The 15,555-nt window shown below is 32.4% G+C and carries 14 protein-coding genes and 1 pseudogene; all 15 read right to left on the reverse strand.

Translation table 11 applies throughout. The features are described from left to right. Nucleotides 1-11 precede the first annotated feature (11 nt). Nucleotides 12-893, reverse strand: a complete 882-nt coding sequence (locus tag BUB89_RS06295) for a DUF808 domain-containing protein (protein ID WP_073243135.1) — start codon at nt 891-893, stop codon at nt 12-14. Between the two features lie 80 nt (nt 894-973). Beyond that, nucleotides 974-1,303, reverse strand: a complete 330-nt coding sequence (locus BUB89_RS06300) for a hypothetical protein (protein ID WP_073243138.1) — start codon at nt 1,301-1,303, stop codon at nt 974-976. Nucleotides 1,304-1,759: 456 nt separating this feature from the next. Beyond that, the gene (gene nhaA, locus BUB89_RS06305; protein WP_073243140.1) at nt 1,760-2,944 is read right to left on the reverse strand and encodes a Na+/H+ antiporter NhaA; all 1,185 of its coding nucleotides are present in this window, start codon (nt 2,942-2,944) and stop codon (nt 1,760-1,762) included. A gap of 130 nt (nt 2,945-3,074) precedes the next feature. After that, a complete protein-coding gene (locus tag BUB89_RS06310) occupies nt 3,075-4,163 on the reverse strand; it encodes a PAS domain-containing sensor histidine kinase (protein WP_073243142.1) in 1,089 nt (362 codons plus the stop codon). A gap of 260 nt (nt 4,164-4,423) precedes the next feature. Further along, the gene (locus BUB89_RS06315; protein WP_141384534.1) at nt 4,424-5,182 is read right to left on the reverse strand and encodes a GDSL-type esterase/lipase family protein; all 759 of its coding nucleotides are present in this window, start codon (nt 5,180-5,182) and stop codon (nt 4,424-4,426) included. A gap of 121 nt (nt 5,183-5,303) precedes the next feature. Then, nucleotides 5,304-6,203: a pirin family protein gene (locus BUB89_RS06320; RefSeq protein WP_073243144.1), complete on the reverse strand. Its 900-nt coding sequence runs from the start codon at nt 6,201-6,203 to the stop codon at nt 5,304-5,306. Between the two features lie 139 nt (nt 6,204-6,342). Continuing rightward, the gene (locus tag BUB89_RS06325; RefSeq protein WP_073243158.1) at nt 6,343-7,134 is read right to left on the reverse strand and encodes a 3-keto-disaccharide hydrolase; all 792 of its coding nucleotides are present in this window, start codon (nt 7,132-7,134) and stop codon (nt 6,343-6,345) included. Between the two features lie 151 nt (nt 7,135-7,285). Continuing rightward, nucleotides 7,286-7,717, reverse strand: a complete 432-nt coding sequence (locus BUB89_RS06330; RefSeq protein ID WP_073243160.1) for a hypothetical protein — start codon at nt 7,715-7,717, stop codon at nt 7,286-7,288. Nucleotides 7,718-7,745: 28 nt separating this feature from the next. Beyond that, nucleotides 7,746-8,924 carry a DUF418 domain-containing protein gene (locus tag BUB89_RS06335; RefSeq protein ID WP_073243162.1) on the reverse strand — a complete coding sequence of 393 codons (1,179 nt, stop codon included), beginning with the start codon at nt 8,922-8,924 and terminating at the stop codon, nt 7,746-7,748. A 559-nt stretch (nt 8,925-9,483) separates the two neighbouring features. Next, nucleotides 9,484-10,038, reverse strand: a complete 555-nt coding sequence (locus BUB89_RS06340; RefSeq protein WP_141384660.1) for a zinc ribbon domain-containing protein — start codon at nt 10,036-10,038, stop codon at nt 9,484-9,486. A gap of 210 nt (nt 10,039-10,248) precedes the next feature. After that, nucleotides 10,249-11,106 carry a phospholipase D family protein gene (locus BUB89_RS06345; RefSeq protein WP_073243166.1) on the reverse strand — a complete coding sequence of 286 codons (858 nt, stop codon included), beginning with the start codon at nt 11,104-11,106 and terminating at the stop codon, nt 10,249-10,251. A gap of 548 nt (nt 11,107-11,654) precedes the next feature. Further along, a complete protein-coding gene (locus BUB89_RS06350; protein WP_073243168.1) occupies nt 11,655-12,497 on the reverse strand; it encodes a macro domain-containing protein in 843 nt (280 codons plus the stop codon). A 3-nt stretch (nt 12,498-12,500) separates the two neighbouring features. Continuing rightward, the gene (locus tag BUB89_RS06355) at nt 12,501-13,067 is read right to left on the reverse strand and encodes a TIR domain-containing protein (RefSeq protein WP_073243170.1); all 567 of its coding nucleotides are present in this window, start codon (nt 13,065-13,067) and stop codon (nt 12,501-12,503) included. Nucleotides 13,068-13,262: 195 nt separating this feature from the next. Next, the gene (locus BUB89_RS18210) at nt 13,263-14,384 is read right to left on the reverse strand and encodes a GmrSD restriction endonuclease domain-containing protein (protein WP_317048474.1); all 1,122 of its coding nucleotides are present in this window, start codon (nt 14,382-14,384) and stop codon (nt 13,263-13,265) included. Between the two features lie 129 nt (nt 14,385-14,513). Beyond that, nucleotides 14,514-15,233, reverse strand: a pseudogene (locus BUB89_RS18215) (DUF262 domain-containing protein); the annotation flags it as partial. Between the last annotated feature and the right edge of the window lie 322 nt (nt 15,234-15,555).

The following is a 15,555-nucleotide window of genomic DNA, read 5'->3' on the forward strand; positions in this document are numbered from 1 at the left end:
GTGATCGCCTGTTAATGCGAGGTTGTGGTTTTTTTACCCAGTATCATTTTAATAAGATTTACGATTCCTAAAACAACAAACCCAATCAGGAGTCCAAAGCTAAATTCTTTTACGATAGCAGGTAAATCAGGGAATAAATGATGAAAAAAGTCGATATTGTGTACAAAGATACCACCGGCAACCAGTAGCAATGCAATGGTACCAATAACAGACAAGCTTTTAATGATTTTAGGTAATGCCTGTACCAATAGTTTTCCAACTGTTTTTAAAAAACCACCTTCTTTGCTGCCTTTCTGGATTAATTTATAACCCAGTTCATCCATTCTTACAATTACCGCTACAATTCCGTAAACGCCCACTGTGGCTATTATTGCAATTAATGAAACTACTAAAATCTGTGTTAAAAGTGGTTCGTTTAGTACAGTACCCAGTGCAATAATCACAATTTCTACTGACAGAATAAAATCGGTTACAATGGCCGATTTGATTTTGCTTTTTTCCAACGCTAAAATTTCAGCTTCGGTCACTTCTTGTAATAGGGCAGGAGTTTCTTTATGTTTATGAAAGAAGAATTCGTGTATTTTTTCGGCTCCTTCATACGCCAGAAAAAGTCCGCCAAGTATTAATATTACGGTAATTGCCAAAGGAAAAAAGGCACTTAAAAGAAAAGCGATAGGTAGAATGATGACCTTGTTGAGCAAGGAACCTTTGCCTATTGCCCATAAAACGGGTAATTCTCTGGAAGAAACAAATCCCGAAGCTTTTTCGGCATTAACCGCTAAATCATCTCCTAAAATACCGGCTGTTTTTTTTGCCGCCACCTTACTCATTATTGAAACATCATCCATAAGTGCTGCGATATCATCTAATAATGCGAAAAATCCTGATGCCATTGTAATTGTTTTTTAAAATAAGAGTACGAAACTAATGATTTTTATTGAATTTGAAACTAAATTAACACTCCACTGCGCGACTATTCATCGGAGTTTGTATTTCCACGATTTTTGTGACTTTCAGGGTTTGAATTGGGATATCGGTTAGGGGTAATGTCTGAATTCAGGTCTTTGTTTTCTACCGTTTTCATCGCTTCTTTTTCGGTAGTTACCCCACGGTTGATATTCGGGTTTTCCGGGTTTGTTTCGCTCAGAATACTTTCATCTTTTACATCTTCCTCCCGGGCTCTGTCCACTACGATTTTGTTTCCGTCAGTATCTACATCTATTTCTTTACGCAGTTTTAAATCTTTTGCTTCAGCATCCTGATTACTGTTTGTTTGCTTTGATGGTGTCTTTTTCTCTTCCATAATACGGTATTTTAATTGTTGTTTTTTTGTTTTAAACGAAATCACAAAGAATCGTTTAATGGCTGCATTGCCCTAATAACACCCAGATGAGTATAAAAATTAAGATGGTGCTAAAACAGCCTCCACCTAATTTTTTCGCACCGTAACCTGCTAACAGAGCTCTAAATAATTTGTTCATAATATGCTGTTTTAGTTAATATTGGATAAAATTAGTTGTAGCATTTATTTACAAAGTAAGTTCGGAATTTAATCAGCGTTTCATTTTACAAAACAATGGAAAATAGTTTCAAAATTTGTGGCGCTTCCGCAAAAGTGTATCGGGAATTAACGGCGTGGAAAATCATCCGATTCCGAATAATATAAGACAGAATCAGACGGGCAGTAATTGCTAAATGGAGGTTTTTGCTTTTTTTAAAAATGCAATTTCAAGGACATTATTCTGCTTGAAAGAGTTAATTATACATCGATTGTATTTTTGCTTTTGGACGAAATTTTCAAAATAAGATAACCTAAAATACCCGCTATTAAAGAGGTAATCAGTATCGATAATTTGGCCTCTTCAATAAATAGCTGATTGTTAAATGACAACATCGATATAAAAATAGACATGGTAAAGCCTATTCCTGCTAACAATCCCAGACCGGTCATGTGAATCAACGTACTGTGAGCGGGTAACTGCCCAATCTTTAATTTCGAACAGATAAAGGAAGTAGTAACGATTCCGATAGGTTTACCAAAAATCAATCCCATCGAAATACCTAAGCCTAACGGTGAAGTTAATCCTTCTATCATTTCGTTCTGTATGGTAATATTAGTATTGGCAAAAGCAAAAAGCGGAATGATAAAAAAGTTGACTGGTTTTACAAGTGCATGCTCTAATCTTTCTAAGGGTGATGCTACATTTGTTTCATTTGTAGGTAATGTCATTGCTACCAATACTCCCGCAATTGTGGCATGAATTCCCGAATGATGTACAAAGTACCAAATAAAAATTCCCGGTATCAAATACAAATACGGATTCATGACATTCAATCTGTTCATTGCAATCAAAAGTACCATTCCGATTCCTGCATAGGCTAAATACGTGAGTTCAATTCCTGATGAATAAAAAACAGCAATTACTAAAATAGCAATCAGATCATCCACAATAGCTAAAGCGGCCAAAAATATTTTTAAACTGGCAGGCACTCTTTTGTCCAGCAGCGAAATTACGGCTAATGCAAAAGCGATATCAGTTGCCATAGGGATACCCCAACCCGAAACGGTCTCCATCCCGGAGTTAAAATACGAATAAATTAAGGCAGGCACAATAGCTCCTCCAACGGCAGCTATAATGGGTAAAATGGCTTTTTTAGGCGAAGAAAGTTCTCCTTCTATAATTTCTCTCTTGATTTCTAAACCTACTAATAAAAAGAAGATTGCCATTAATCCGTCATTAATCCACATGCTTACGGAATAATTCAGGTGTACGGCTTCATTTTCAAAACCTAATTTGGTTTCTAATATCTTTTGTAAAGGAACAGCAAGAGATGAATTTGCAATTACTAATGAAACTATTACGCATAAAAAAAGGAGGAACCCTCCGAAATTACTTGATTGAACAAATTCCTTAAAAGCCTTTAAATTGATCTTATCCTGCATAGTTAGTTGTAATTATTGAATGGCAATTTACCAATATTTAAACAAGCATCCTATACTACAAGTCTTAAAATTTTAAAAAAAAGTTGCTTATTTACTTGTTTTTTTGAGGCTAAAAGTAAGAAGGAATCCCTTAATCCCTGAATGTTATTGTGAATTTTGCTCCTTCGTTTATTTTACTTTCTACTTCGATACGTCCTCCTAAATTAGTGATGTGATTGTAAATTAAGTAAAGTCCAATACCGTTGCTGTCAATGTGGTTGTGAAATTTTTGGTGTAAACCAAATATTTTATCCCGCACTTTATCCATATCAAACCCAAGACCGTTGTCAGAATAAATTAGCTGATTTTTTCCATTTTCTTTTGCAGAAATAATGGAAACAGAAGGAAAAGCATCCAGCTTGGAATATTTAATAGAATTGGTAATCAAATTTAAGAAGATACTTTTCAGGTATTCTTTATTGAAATTGATTTCAGGAACTGCCGAAAAATCAATCGTAATATCTGTTTTTGAATTCACTAATAAAGAGCGTATCGAATGCAACACTTCGTTTAAGTTATCCTCTAGATTCAATACTTCAACAACTGTCTGCAAATCTTCTTTATGGGTTAATTCCTCTACTGAGTTTGTCAAAGTTTCTCTTAAATTTTCTGTAGTTATTTTTAAAATATTTATAAATTCAAGCGTTTCTTCATCATTAATTTTAGAAGTATCAATAAGATCAAATACTGATAGTAAATTATTGACCGGAGATTTTAAGTCATGCGAAGTAGTGTAGGATAGATGTTTGAGCTTTTTATTGATTTTTGTAAGATTGGCAAGCAGAATATTTCGTTCTTCTTCAATTCTTTTTTTATGGGTAATGTTCTTCGCAATAGCATATACTAATTTTTCATCGGGAACAGGCATAGAGGTCCAGGACATCCATACAATCTCACCGGATTTTGTCAGGTATCTGTTTTCAAAATTTAATAAAGGTTTGTTTTTATATACTTCTTCCCGGGTTTCCAGCGTGGCTTTAAGATCCGGCGGGTACACAAATGTGTGTATCGGGCGAGCATATAATTCCTCCTCAGTATAGCCTAATAATTTAGAAACAGCCGGGTTTATTCTTTTGAAATACCCATCAAATCCGGCAATACAAATGAGGTCAGCTGAGATATTAAAAAAATTATCAAAATGATATTCTTTATCGGGGGTAGAATTAGTGTTTTCTGGCATTGCTATCAAGAAGTATTGCTTTTTAAAGAGGTATCAATCCGTATGGGAATCAGGTATATCGGAAAAAGTACTTCTCAAATTTAATTAATAATTTTTTTAAAACAGAAGCAGGATTCTAATTTAAAACAAATATAATTAATCACTAAAGCTTATTTTTTCTTGGGGCAGCGGGATAGAATTGTTGAAATATTTTATTATTAAGAATAGTAGTGCTATGAATATTTCTTTTGGTATGCAATAGTTAAAGCAGACGTATTACGTTAAAGTGTTTCCATTATAGGTTTTTCAAAATTAATCCATTTTTCATAACCTTTATCATTTAAATGAACGCCATCAACGGTTAGTTCTTTAAACAAATCACCATTCGCATCAACAAATTCGCTATAGAAGTCCAGAACCTGATAATAGCCTTTCGCTTCATTTTTTTTAATGATAGTATTTACCACTACAATATCTTGTTTTAAATACGCTCTGCGTGTTGGTAAGACGGTACGAACATAAATTTTAGTGTCCGGAGATTGACGATGGACTTTTTTTGCAATATTTAAGATGTTTTCACCCACATAAGCTGCCGAAGGTATTATTTTATCATATTTTAATTTTCCTGTATCTTCTTTGTGGTGCTTGTTAAACAAATCATTGATACCTATCATGATAAATACTGCCTTGGGTTTAAAATAGACAATTTCGTTTAGCCGTTTTAAAACACCGTCTGTAAGGTCACCAGCAATTCCGCGATTGCGTACATGAGGTTTGTTGAATGCCTCATCCCAATTTTTAATTTTTTCTGTAATGCTATTTCCAATAAAAACAATATCACCCGTTTCTAAAGGTTCTTTCTCAAAAAGCGCTATTCTTTGTCGGTAATGCTTTTGGGTCCAGTTATTATGGTAGCGGGAAACAATTTCCTGATGAGGATAGAGTTTTGCTTTTTGCTTATCAGTAAGTGGCGTTGTTTGTGCGGTTAGCGCTTCGCAGACTAAAATTAGAGAGAAAAGAAAAAGTTGTTTTTTTAGCATTTTAGGATAATTTATTTTTTTATTCAAAGTGGAGAGTACTTCAAACGCTAGGTTTATTTTTTTTATGAATTTTAGTTCTTTTTCTATCGAATTTTATTTGTTTTAGAAGTAGGGGAGCTTACTAATTATTGAATTTTGGTTTTGGTAAAGGAACAAATTCTTTATCATCATCAGGAATTTTAGGAAAAGCTTCCAGGTTTTGATTCTCCCAATTTTCTTTAGCTTTTTCTAAAATAGTTTTATCCGAATTGACAAAATTCCAGTACATAAAACGTTCTTCATCAAAAGGTTCTCCTCCAAAAAGGTAAAGTGTCGTTTCTCCATTGGTTTCAAATGCACATAATGAAGCATTCTGGGCAATTAATAATTGTTTACTGCCATAGTCAGTATTGTCAATTTTTACACTTCCGTTTAAGACATACATTCCCACTTCACCAAAAAGTTGGTCTCCAATAGTTACTTTTTGAGATGATTTCGTTTTTATTTCGACAAAATACAACCGACTATGCACGGGAACAGGTGATTTTATATCTTTCAATTCTCCTGCTATGAGTTTGTAAGTAACACCATTTTCTTCCCAGACAGGGATTTCTTCTTTATCAAAATGACTAAAAGCAGGTTCGCATTGCTCGAGTTCTTTTGGTAAACCAATCCAAATCTGCAAACCGTGTAAAAATTTATCTTTGGTACGCAAATATTCCGGAGTTCGTTCAGAGTGTACCACACCTTTTCCGGCAGTCATCCAATTGACCTCACCAGGCTTTATTTCTATAGCATTCCCCATGCTGTCACGATGAAAAATGGCTCCGTCAAAGAGATATGTCAAAGTAGAAAGCCCGATATGCGGATGAGGGGGAACATCCAGATTTTGATGTTCTTCAAGACAGGCGGGACCCATGTGATCTATAAATAAAAAAGGACCTACGGCTCTTTTTTGTCGAAATGGCAAAAGCCTACCAACTAAAAAATTACCAATACTTACTGCTTTTTCTTCTATTATTAACCCTACGTTTGATTGCATATTAGGCCATTTTTAATTTAAATATTTCATTTGCAATGATACCTGAATAAGCACATACACTGCATTATTTATTATTCCTTCCCACCCAGTAGCTATAGTATTTTTCTAATGGAGGTATGCAAAAGTAGCTGTGGATTCCTTATTTTTTAGATAAATCTTTAAGTTGGATGTTTCTGAAATCTACAGGCTGTCCTTCGCTTTGTAACGCTATAAAACCACTTTTCAACAACTTTCCATCTACTTTAATGGCCGGATCAAAACGATTGACCACACCTCCGCCTATCTGAGGTTTTGAATATTCCAGCACGTTTTCGCCATTGATAATATGCGTAATCAATGAATCACCCAGTACAATTATTTCTGCTTTAACCCATTGATCCCCATCATAGGTTTTTGATTTAGAATTGATACAGTGGGTTTCATCAAGCTTGCCGTTATACACAACATTCGTTCCTGGCGAACACATATTCCCTGTAGGTCGCGGCTTACCATCACCGAGTCCGCCTAACATTTGAAACTCAACTGAAATAGGCCAATCCTGCTCTTTAGGCATCGTTCTGGGATCCTGAGAATGAAACATGACACCACTATTGCGTAAGGTATAACTAGGCGCCCCTTTTTGAAGTTCGCCTACAAAACGATATTCTAATTTAAGATGGTAGTAGGAATACGGAATCTTGTAATACAAATGCCCAAACTGGTCATTAAAATCGCCGTATTGGTCATAGCGTACTTTTAAAATGCCGTCTTCTGCTCTGAAAGTATTACCAAAATTTTCTCCCACTTCATGGTGGTGAATTTTTACAAACCAATCCTTAATATCCTTCCCGTTAAAGAGTGTAATCCACTCCTCATTTTTTGGTAACTTCTTAACAGAGGTACAACTGTTTATTGCCAATACCATCAAAACCGAAATTATAACTACTCGCATGCGCTATATTTTTAAGTTTATAAAAATAAGTATTTTTAGCTGCAATGCAAATGTTACGATTTATCTTTTGATTGGAATATAGTTTTTTATGACGAACCACACGAAAGGATTGACTAGGTCGAATTTCATTTCGTGCGGTAGTAATGGGGTCTCAATCTTTACATATAACTCCGTTAATCACCTGCTCATTACCATTAATTTTAGCCAATGATTTATAGTAAATACAATTACCTTCAATTTTTATAAACTCTGTTAATATTCCACCAGATGAATTTATCAATTTTTGAGATTCATTTAATTCGTCTTTAGATTCGTCATAAATTAGACGATAAGAACAGTCATCAATCCACTCAATTTTCCCATAAATTGTTTTATTAAATAATCCTAAGTCTTTTAATTCATCTGGGATTTCTGTGATTACTTCTTTTTGTTCATTGCCATTTCGAATTAATATGCATTTCATTTTCATCGGAATTGTAATTTCACTTGTAAAAGTTCCTTTTTTAAAATCTTCGCACTTTAAATTTTGTCCGAATGAAATTGTTCCAATTAATATTAAGACTGTAAGTAATATGTTTTTCATAGTTTTATAGAATTTCACAAAATGATTTTTAAGACCTTGTGCCAAGCCATGTGGCTTTATGCCATAGTGTTTCAAAAGGGCCTTGTTTATGATGCTTTGCCCACCATTTGCAAAATATTCCCATAAGAATGGTTAACCCTAAAGCGATTAAAACACAATAAGTTGCTCCTGTGTATTGATACAAACCTAATCCCCAACCGTAATAAATTCCGGTTCCTATGATAGATTGAATAATGTAATTAGACATACTCATGCGTCCAAAAGATGAAAAATACATGAGTTTACTTTTTAAATTGGTTTTGTAGAACAGCAAGGTGATTCCTGATACTAAAATCATCATCAGGGCTAAATTAGACCAGCTCGTTTCCATGGTTACTATCGGTCGCCGAATAATTGCACTTGTAATTAAGGGCTTCAATTGTTTTTGGATAAGATAAAGCGGAATAAAAGCTAGTACAGCAATTACAAATGTTTTTTTCCAAAACCGCTCACTCTGAGGACTCCATTCAAATAGTCTTCGTTTACCCATTAGGTAGCCAAGCAGGAAAAGTCCCAAAATAGTAAAAAAGCGACCATTTTCCCAGTTCCATAACATCACCGCCATCTTCCCATTAGTGAGATTCCCAATTATTGTGTCCCATAAGGAGGATTTCCCTACGTAAATTATCATTTTATCAAAATAACTCCAAGACTCCGGATTACTAATGCTCTCGTGAGGATGCTGCAAAGCATACAAAAGATTCATCCATTCATAAGGAAGTAATAGTAAAATAACAGCAATACCAAAAATAGCTTTTTCAGCTAACTTGCATAAAGGAATTAACAGCAGTCCCAAAACAGCATAAATTTCTAAGATATCTCCCTGATAAAAAGCAGAGTTGAATATTCCGAAGCCGAATAACAAGAGCATACGCCAGGCGAAGATGCCATCAAATGATTTTCCTTTTTCTTTTTGTCGGCTGAGCTGGATGGCATAGGTTACGCCAAAAAATAACGCAAAAATAGAATAGGATTTTCCTCCAAATAAGAAAAACAAGCTATCCCAAATGATCTTGTCCATACTTTTCATCCACAACGGTAAGTTTTCGGGGAGGAAGTAAAAGTCAAAATGTTCTATGTTGTGCAAGAGCATTATAGAAACTATGGCAAATCCTCTTAGAACATCTAAGACATCAATTCTGCGAAGGTTAGTTATAGCGGTATTCATGTATCACAAAAATTGAATTAATTATTGCATGCTCTTTTTAGCTTTTAGCCATTGCTACTGTTCCGGATTGTAGTGAGAGTTTTTTTCTAAACCCACCGCTACCACACGAAATGAATTCGATGTAGTCAATCCTTTCGTGTGTTGTCATTGCGAGGAACGAAGCAATCTCACTACAAAGAGCAGATAAGTTGAGCAACTTAGTAAGATGGCGTCCGTTCCTCGCAATGAACTTATACCAACTCCCTACTTACTTTTTAAAACCATATAAAGCGTTTGCAACGCGGCTCATACTGTATTTAGACATTATACATTACAAAACACAGTATTATTTTTCGTCATAATTTCTATCATGAAATATAATTCCAGCTTCTAAAGATAGCCGCGTTGCAAACGCTACGATTTATCTTTTAATTGATAATTGGTACTCGCCGCAGGCAAGCACCAGAGTTGCGGACAAACGAGACCCAGTGGGTGTATACTGTAAATATAAAATTTAGTTTAATATCACGAACCACACGAAAGGATTCGTGCGGTAGCGGGGAGGCAATTTGCTCAAATACTACTCATACATTTCAGGTTTGATAACATATGTTGTAACAAAATCCCCCATTTTATCATAATAAGAATAATTTAAAGTAACTTCATTGTCTCTCAAGAGCTTCATTGTTGGATCTGTTTTTACGTTTTGTAAAAGTTGAGGGAAAAAATATTTTTTCACTGTATCCAGTTTAACCTCTGCTTTTGTCATTTCTACCAAAGTATAATTATACTGCAAGGTTTTATCGGGCAGGGCAACAACATTTTTTAAAATGGTATATTGATCTACATTCATAGGACAGCTTTTATTCATTTCGTCGGCTATTGATTTTAATTTTGAGTCAATAGATGGGCTGAATAATGATTGAGAAACGTAGAACATTACAATAAATGCTATTACAAACCCAATCATTGCTTTCACATTCAATGGTCTTTTAGTTTTAGCAGCTTTTTGCTGTTCACTTACTGTTTTTGTAGTTTGGTTTTCAACAACAGCGAGCTGATACCCACAAACAGAACAATATTTTAAACTACTATCATTTTCTGTCTGGCAGTGGGTACAAATATTTTTCATCATTTTAGGTTATTAATGGTTATTTATGGGAAAACTTTATCAATTTCAAATATATTAAATTATTTTTACAAAAGTATTTTTAGTTAACAAACGTAACTACCCACAAACTTGTCATGCTGACGAAGGAAGCATCTTCGTAAGATGCTTTTTTACTCATTGTTGCTGGCACGGATTGCAAATCCGCGCGACCGGGTAGCTGTTGGCAGTAGCTTTTTATAATATAGGTTTTCGCATTGATGTTTTTCCGTTTGAAGGTTTTCCAGTTTTGTGGCAAAAATTTTCCGGATAATTTTCATTACCAAAAGATGCCCAACTTCTATAAGCTTGATTTGATAATGGTTTTTTTATATTAAATGCTATTTTTTCTCCTGTTCTAATACAAAATCCATTTGTTGGATTTTCAATTTCTTCTCTATTTGGCCTTGATTTTGGTTCTGAACCTAATTCTAATTCAAATGGGAAATCGTTTAATGTTTTTAGATCACTTAATTTATTTCTATTCCACGAAGAATAAAATTTGTCTGTAGTGTCGAATAAAACATCTGATTTTATGTAATTTTTACCAAGCAATGAACTTAATAATTTCTTTTCATAAACTGGTCGCTTAATATATATAGCCTCGCTTTTTTCTGCAAGTTCATAACAAGTTTGCCAAGCTTCATTGTCTGCGTTTGTTGTAAACTTATCTATAATGCTTATTTCAGAATAGACTCCAAATTCGACATTGTTTTTAAATGAGTAGTCATATAAGTTTATAGAAGTTATTACTCCTTTTTTCTCATTTCCATAATATTTTGCGTGTAGATTTGGTACATAAACTATGCTTATGTTTAGGAATTTTTTAAAATAGTCAAAATCATTTTTGCTTAAACTTCTGCTAACTTCTCTTTCATTTTTTCCAAAAACAATTAATATGTGAAGTTTTGGATTATTTATGTGATTGTCGAAAAGACTTTTAAAATAGTCATCTAGTTTTATAAATGGAGAAACAATTAAAAGGTTGGTTTTTGCTTCCCAAATTATTTCATAAACTGCATTTTCAAGATTTTCTCCTGTAATAAATTTTCCCATTTTAGTTAATTGTATTGAGTACGATTTTTTTAATTTTTTTTGGCTAATATATAAATAAATCTTACAAAATTTATGCTTGTGTATCATTCTCTTAAGGTTTCACTGCTACCTCACGAATCCTTTTGTGTGGCTCGTTGTTATCTTGTCTTGTGTTGTCATTGCGAGCGATAGCGTGGCACCCGAGCACAGCGAACGGAGCGTAGCTAATCTCACTACAAAGAGCAGATAAGTTGAGCAACTTAGTGAGATGGCGCTCGTTCCTCGCAATGAACTTATACCAACTCTCTCAAACTGGTGCTCGATTGTATCGAGTACCTACTTAATTTTGAAAACCATATAAAGCGTTTGCAACGCGGTTCAATACTGCTTTTAGACTTATACATTACAAAACACAGTTTATTTTCGACATAATTTCTATAATGAAATATAATTCCAGCTTCTAAAGATAGCCGCGTTGCAAACGCTACGATTTATCTTTTAATTGATAATTGGTACTCGCCGCAGGCAAGCACCAGAGTTGCGGACAAACGAGACCCAGTGGGGTGGTTTTATATTCCTAATTCTATTGATTTAATATTGAATAAGTTAATTTGACCAATTTTATCTTTATGAATAACAATTGTTAATTTAGCAGGATGTTTAAATTTCATTTCACTTAATTTAAATGTCCATAACATTATCTTTAATAAATCTTCATCGCTTATATTTTTGTGTTCTTTTATTCGTGTGATGCCAGAACCGAAAACAGGAACGGAAACAGTTTTTTGAGCGTAAACACGGTTGACTCTATCCCAAAAATTAATCAAAAATTCTATGTATTCGGGCATTGTCAGAGTTGCTTTATTATGCTCATCAAATTTAGAAAATGCAGTTAGTATAAATTCGTCATAAACAAAAATTGTACTTAATTTAAATTGAACTGTTTTACCCCCCAATCTTCTATTAACTTGATTATTAATCACGTCTAATTCATCTGATTTTTCTACTATAAAATTATCAAGTTCCTGTATCTTCCCGCTAAAATATTTATTAATAAAAATACCATTAAGTGATTTGTTAGATATTATTTTATCATCAACTATAGTATCAAAATACTCGTTAAATGCTATAGTTTTAAGACCGTCTTCGGAAAATAAATCTCCACATTTTATATTTACATTACTACCATCTATATCTATATCAATATTCTTAAGTTTATTAGCTCTACACCAAATAATTAAATATATAATTATCAAAATAAAAAAAGATAGATAACCAAAATATTTTAGACATTCTTTATGCTCTTCAGGTACAATATTAAAAAGCAATATGAATGATAAAATACCAGATATTACTGAAAAATAAATCCAGAATTTGTTTCTAACAGCTTTGTCAAAAAAATTAACTTTCATTGGTTATTTTTTATAACTATAATCATCAGGATTTTTTCCAGAATCAACTATAAAATCAGAATTATTTAAAGAATCTCGTATAACATCTTTGTTCATTGGAATATGTAGTACAGGTACTTTTGATTTAGAATCTCTGAGAATTGGTAATTTATTCCATAAATTTTTCACAGTATTGTTTAAATCAGTTTTAGCATTGTTAAGCAAATCTTCCTTTGTTTTTAAATCAGGATATATTACAATTACAGGTAAGTTTAAAGTGTTAATTCCGTAATCAATTTCTTCTCGTAAAGCTCTTGAATTCGTAGTATTCTCACTCAAAAATAAGATAATGTTCTTAGAATTTCTAAGTCTTTCCCTAAGTCGTGGTTTAAGAGTCAAATCCCAATCACTATTATCACGAACATTATAAGTTGTATCGTGTGCATTTTTAAATGGAAATGAATTATCTGAACCTTTCCACGCTTTGAGCAAATTATAATGACAAAAATCTTTAGTTGCGTGAGCACCTAGAGATGATTCATTGAATGGTTCATTTACATAAAAAGCGCAATAATTGTAAATTTTACTCATAATTTATTTTAAATAATTGGTTATTAAATTTAGGCGTTGTTTTGGTACCATTGCCTATAACGTTCTCGCGCTACAGCGGGTTTGGGACTAAATTAAGCCCTATTTTCGGATTTGCCAAATGATCCCAAATACAAAACCAACTTTCCATTAAGTCAATTGCCCAAATCCGTTGTAGCGTGTGTTGGCAGATCGTTGCTATTTTTCAGTTGCTATTTCAGTTTTCATAAAATCTAACATTAATATGTTTTCTTTGTTAACATTTTCCCAATCACTAAACTTTATATTCCATCTTTTCTCTAAAAAAGAAAGCATTTTTTTTCCTCTAATTTCAATTTCTTTTGGTGTCCAATTGTCAAAAGAAGAAACTTCAATTTCACTATATGCTCCATTATAAAAACCTACTTCTGAATTTAGATTATTCGTATGTTTCTTTTTAAAACTAAAACATTTGTTTTGGAATTCTGAATTTTTAGATTGACCTAATAATACTAAATTTCCCAAATTATTAAGTAAAATACTCCTCTCTTTTTTGTTATACATATTGAATTCAGTACTCCAACATTTATCAGTTGCAGTTTGTGGGTAGATATGTTCAATTGTGTCTTCTTTTTTTCTCTTATTAAAGTCAGACCATTTTACTTTTTGATTTCCGTTTGCTTTTTGTTGTAAATAAAGTTCATACTCAAAAAGAAAATATCTTAAACCATTCCAAGAATAAAAACCTTCACCTCTTTGATATTGGTCTTGAATATAAGTTTGAAATTTCCCTAAATCAAACCAACCGTGATAAACGTAATCGTCTCCTTCTCCAGATTCCCCTTGCGTTAACCAGTTTATATTTGAAATTACTGATTTTATTGTAGTTTCTTCTTTACCAAAATAAAATGAATTTGCGAGTCTATAAAAATGACTGTTTTTTGTGTTTGATGGTCTTTGAGATAATCTAAACACAAGAAAAATAAATTTTTCTGCGGATTGAAAAAGTGGCACAAATTCTTCTTCTGTGCACTTATTCATACTTGCCATAAATAAAGGAGGAAATGCACTCATAGATATTCTATTAAGTTTTTGAATCCATTCCTTTGTATCATCTGAATAAGAAGAAAATTGTGGATTAAATAAATAAAACCAAGATTTTACAGATTTAGCCAAACTATCTATATAGACCTTAATTTCTTTTAAATCTATTTTCCCCTTTATGGTGTTTTTTGCAGTAAATTTTTCATTCAATAAATATTTTGCATATGAACCGGATTCTTTTCTGTCATATTTAAAATACATAATCCAATGGTTTCTTAAAAACTCATCATCATCCATTGGATTATATTTATTCTTTCCTAAAAACTCATAAATAGTTTTCCACGTTTCGTTAATATCATTTCTTAATCTATTTCTAGTTGCTAAATCTATTTCCAATAATGTTGATAGATAAATTAATCTATTTTTTAACAACTCTAAATTTGATAAAGATTTTCCACGATTATTCATTGTTTCAAACGTAACAAATACATCTAACTCCTCATCAATTTCATAAAAATTAAACTTAAATTTCGAAATGATTTTTTTAAAAATATCTTCTAATTCAACTTTGTCTATTTTTTCTAATTTTTTTTCAAAAAAATGTTTTGAAGATTTTAAGTTTGCTGTATATAATGTTTCTTCGGGGAATTTATCCGCAGTAGATGATTCTTGATTTAGAATTTTTGTTTTGAAATATTCATCGCTTGGATTATCTTTTTCATATCCAAAAATATAAGATTTATAATCTTCGCCATATTTTTCAAATAAAAATTTGTTTGCCCAATACTCTTTGGATTTAAAATTTATACCTTCTTCATCTTTAAATTTATTTAATATTTCATTTATTAAAATGATTGAAGTCGTTAATCTTTGTTGACCATCAATTAAATAATATGCATTTAAACCTCGTTCAAAAAGCCACAAATCATCTTGCCATTTTTCAATTTTTTAAATATCTTTTTTTGAAACTGATTCAACAGTAAGTAGCCCAGTATAATGAATTTTATCTCCTTTAAGATTCATTAAATCTTCCCAAAAATCTTCTAATTGATTATTTTCCCAAGAATAACCTCTTTGAAAATCTGGAATTCTAAAAATTTTCTCGTTAAATATTTCAGTCAAAGATTGAAGTTTATTTTCTGCCATTTTTGATGTATTTTTCTTTGGTTCTTGTTTTTCCTGAGGTTCTAGGGCAATGTCTGCCAACTTGTATATAGGTCTGATAAAATCTGACTTATTATCCCAAAAATGGGTGGATAGGTCTGACGGCAATCAGATTTTATTTATTTTCAAATATATTCTTTTTCTTTCAGAATTTTACTCCAAAATACATTCTTATTTGTAAACGATTACTGTAAAATCTTTAAAAAGCATAATAACTCGTTGAAATACTCTTTTTTGTAGTAAAAATAGGCTTTTAAGTCATTGAGAAATTAAAAAGTAATGAATAGCCCTGATCGAGACGATA

The organism is Flavobacterium flevense (assembly GCF_900142775.1).
In the GTDB taxonomy this organism is placed as follows: domain Bacteria; phylum Bacteroidota; class Bacteroidia; order Flavobacteriales; family Flavobacteriaceae; genus Flavobacterium; species Flavobacterium flevense.

Coding starts and splice junctions, on each gene's coding strand:
- nhaA (WP_073243140.1), bottom strand. CDS start 2,944: ATGCAGGATAAGATCAATTTAAAGGCTTTTAAGGAATTTGTTCAATCA.
- BUB89_RS06345 (WP_073243166.1), bottom strand. CDS start 11,106: ATGGGAAAATTTATTACAGGAGAAAATCTTGAAAATGCAGTTTATGAA.
- BUB89_RS06325 (WP_073243158.1), bottom strand. CDS start 7,134: ATGCGAGTAGTTATAATTTCGGTTTTGATGGTATTGGCAATAAACAGT.
- BUB89_RS06295 (WP_073243135.1), bottom strand. CDS start 893: ATGGCATCAGGATTTTTCGCATTATTAGATGATATCGCAGCACTTATG.
- BUB89_RS06355 (WP_073243170.1), bottom strand. CDS start 13,067: ATGAGTAAAATTTACAATTATTGCGCTTTTTATGTAAATGAACCATTC.
- BUB89_RS06340 (WP_141384660.1), bottom strand. CDS start 10,038: ATGATGAAAAATATTTGTACCCACTGCCAGACAGAAAATGATAGTAGT.
- BUB89_RS06330 (WP_073243160.1), bottom strand. CDS start 7,717: ATGAAAAACATATTACTTACAGTCTTAATATTAATTGGAACAATTTCA.
- BUB89_RS06315 (WP_141384534.1), bottom strand. CDS start 5,182: ATGCTAAAAAAACAACTTTTTCTTTTCTCTCTAATTTTAGTCTGCGAA.
- BUB89_RS06350 (WP_073243168.1), bottom strand. CDS start 12,497: ATGAAAGTTAATTTTTTTGACAAAGCTGTTAGAAACAAATTCTGGATT.
- BUB89_RS06335 (WP_073243162.1), bottom strand. CDS start 8,924: ATGAATACCGCTATAACTAACCTTCGCAGAATTGATGTCTTAGATGTT.
- BUB89_RS18210 (WP_317048474.1), bottom strand. CDS start 14,384: ATGGATGATGATGAGTTTTTAAGAAACCATTGGATTATGTATTTTAAA.
- BUB89_RS06310 (WP_073243142.1), bottom strand. CDS start 4,163: ATGCCAGAAAACACTAATTCTACCCCCGATAAAGAATATCATTTTGAT.
- BUB89_RS06320 (WP_073243144.1), bottom strand. CDS start 6,203: ATGCAATCAAACGTAGGGTTAATAATAGAAGAAAAAGCAGTAAGTATT.
- BUB89_RS06300 (WP_073243138.1), bottom strand. CDS start 1,303: ATGGAAGAGAAAAAGACACCATCAAAGCAAACAAACAGTAATCAGGAT.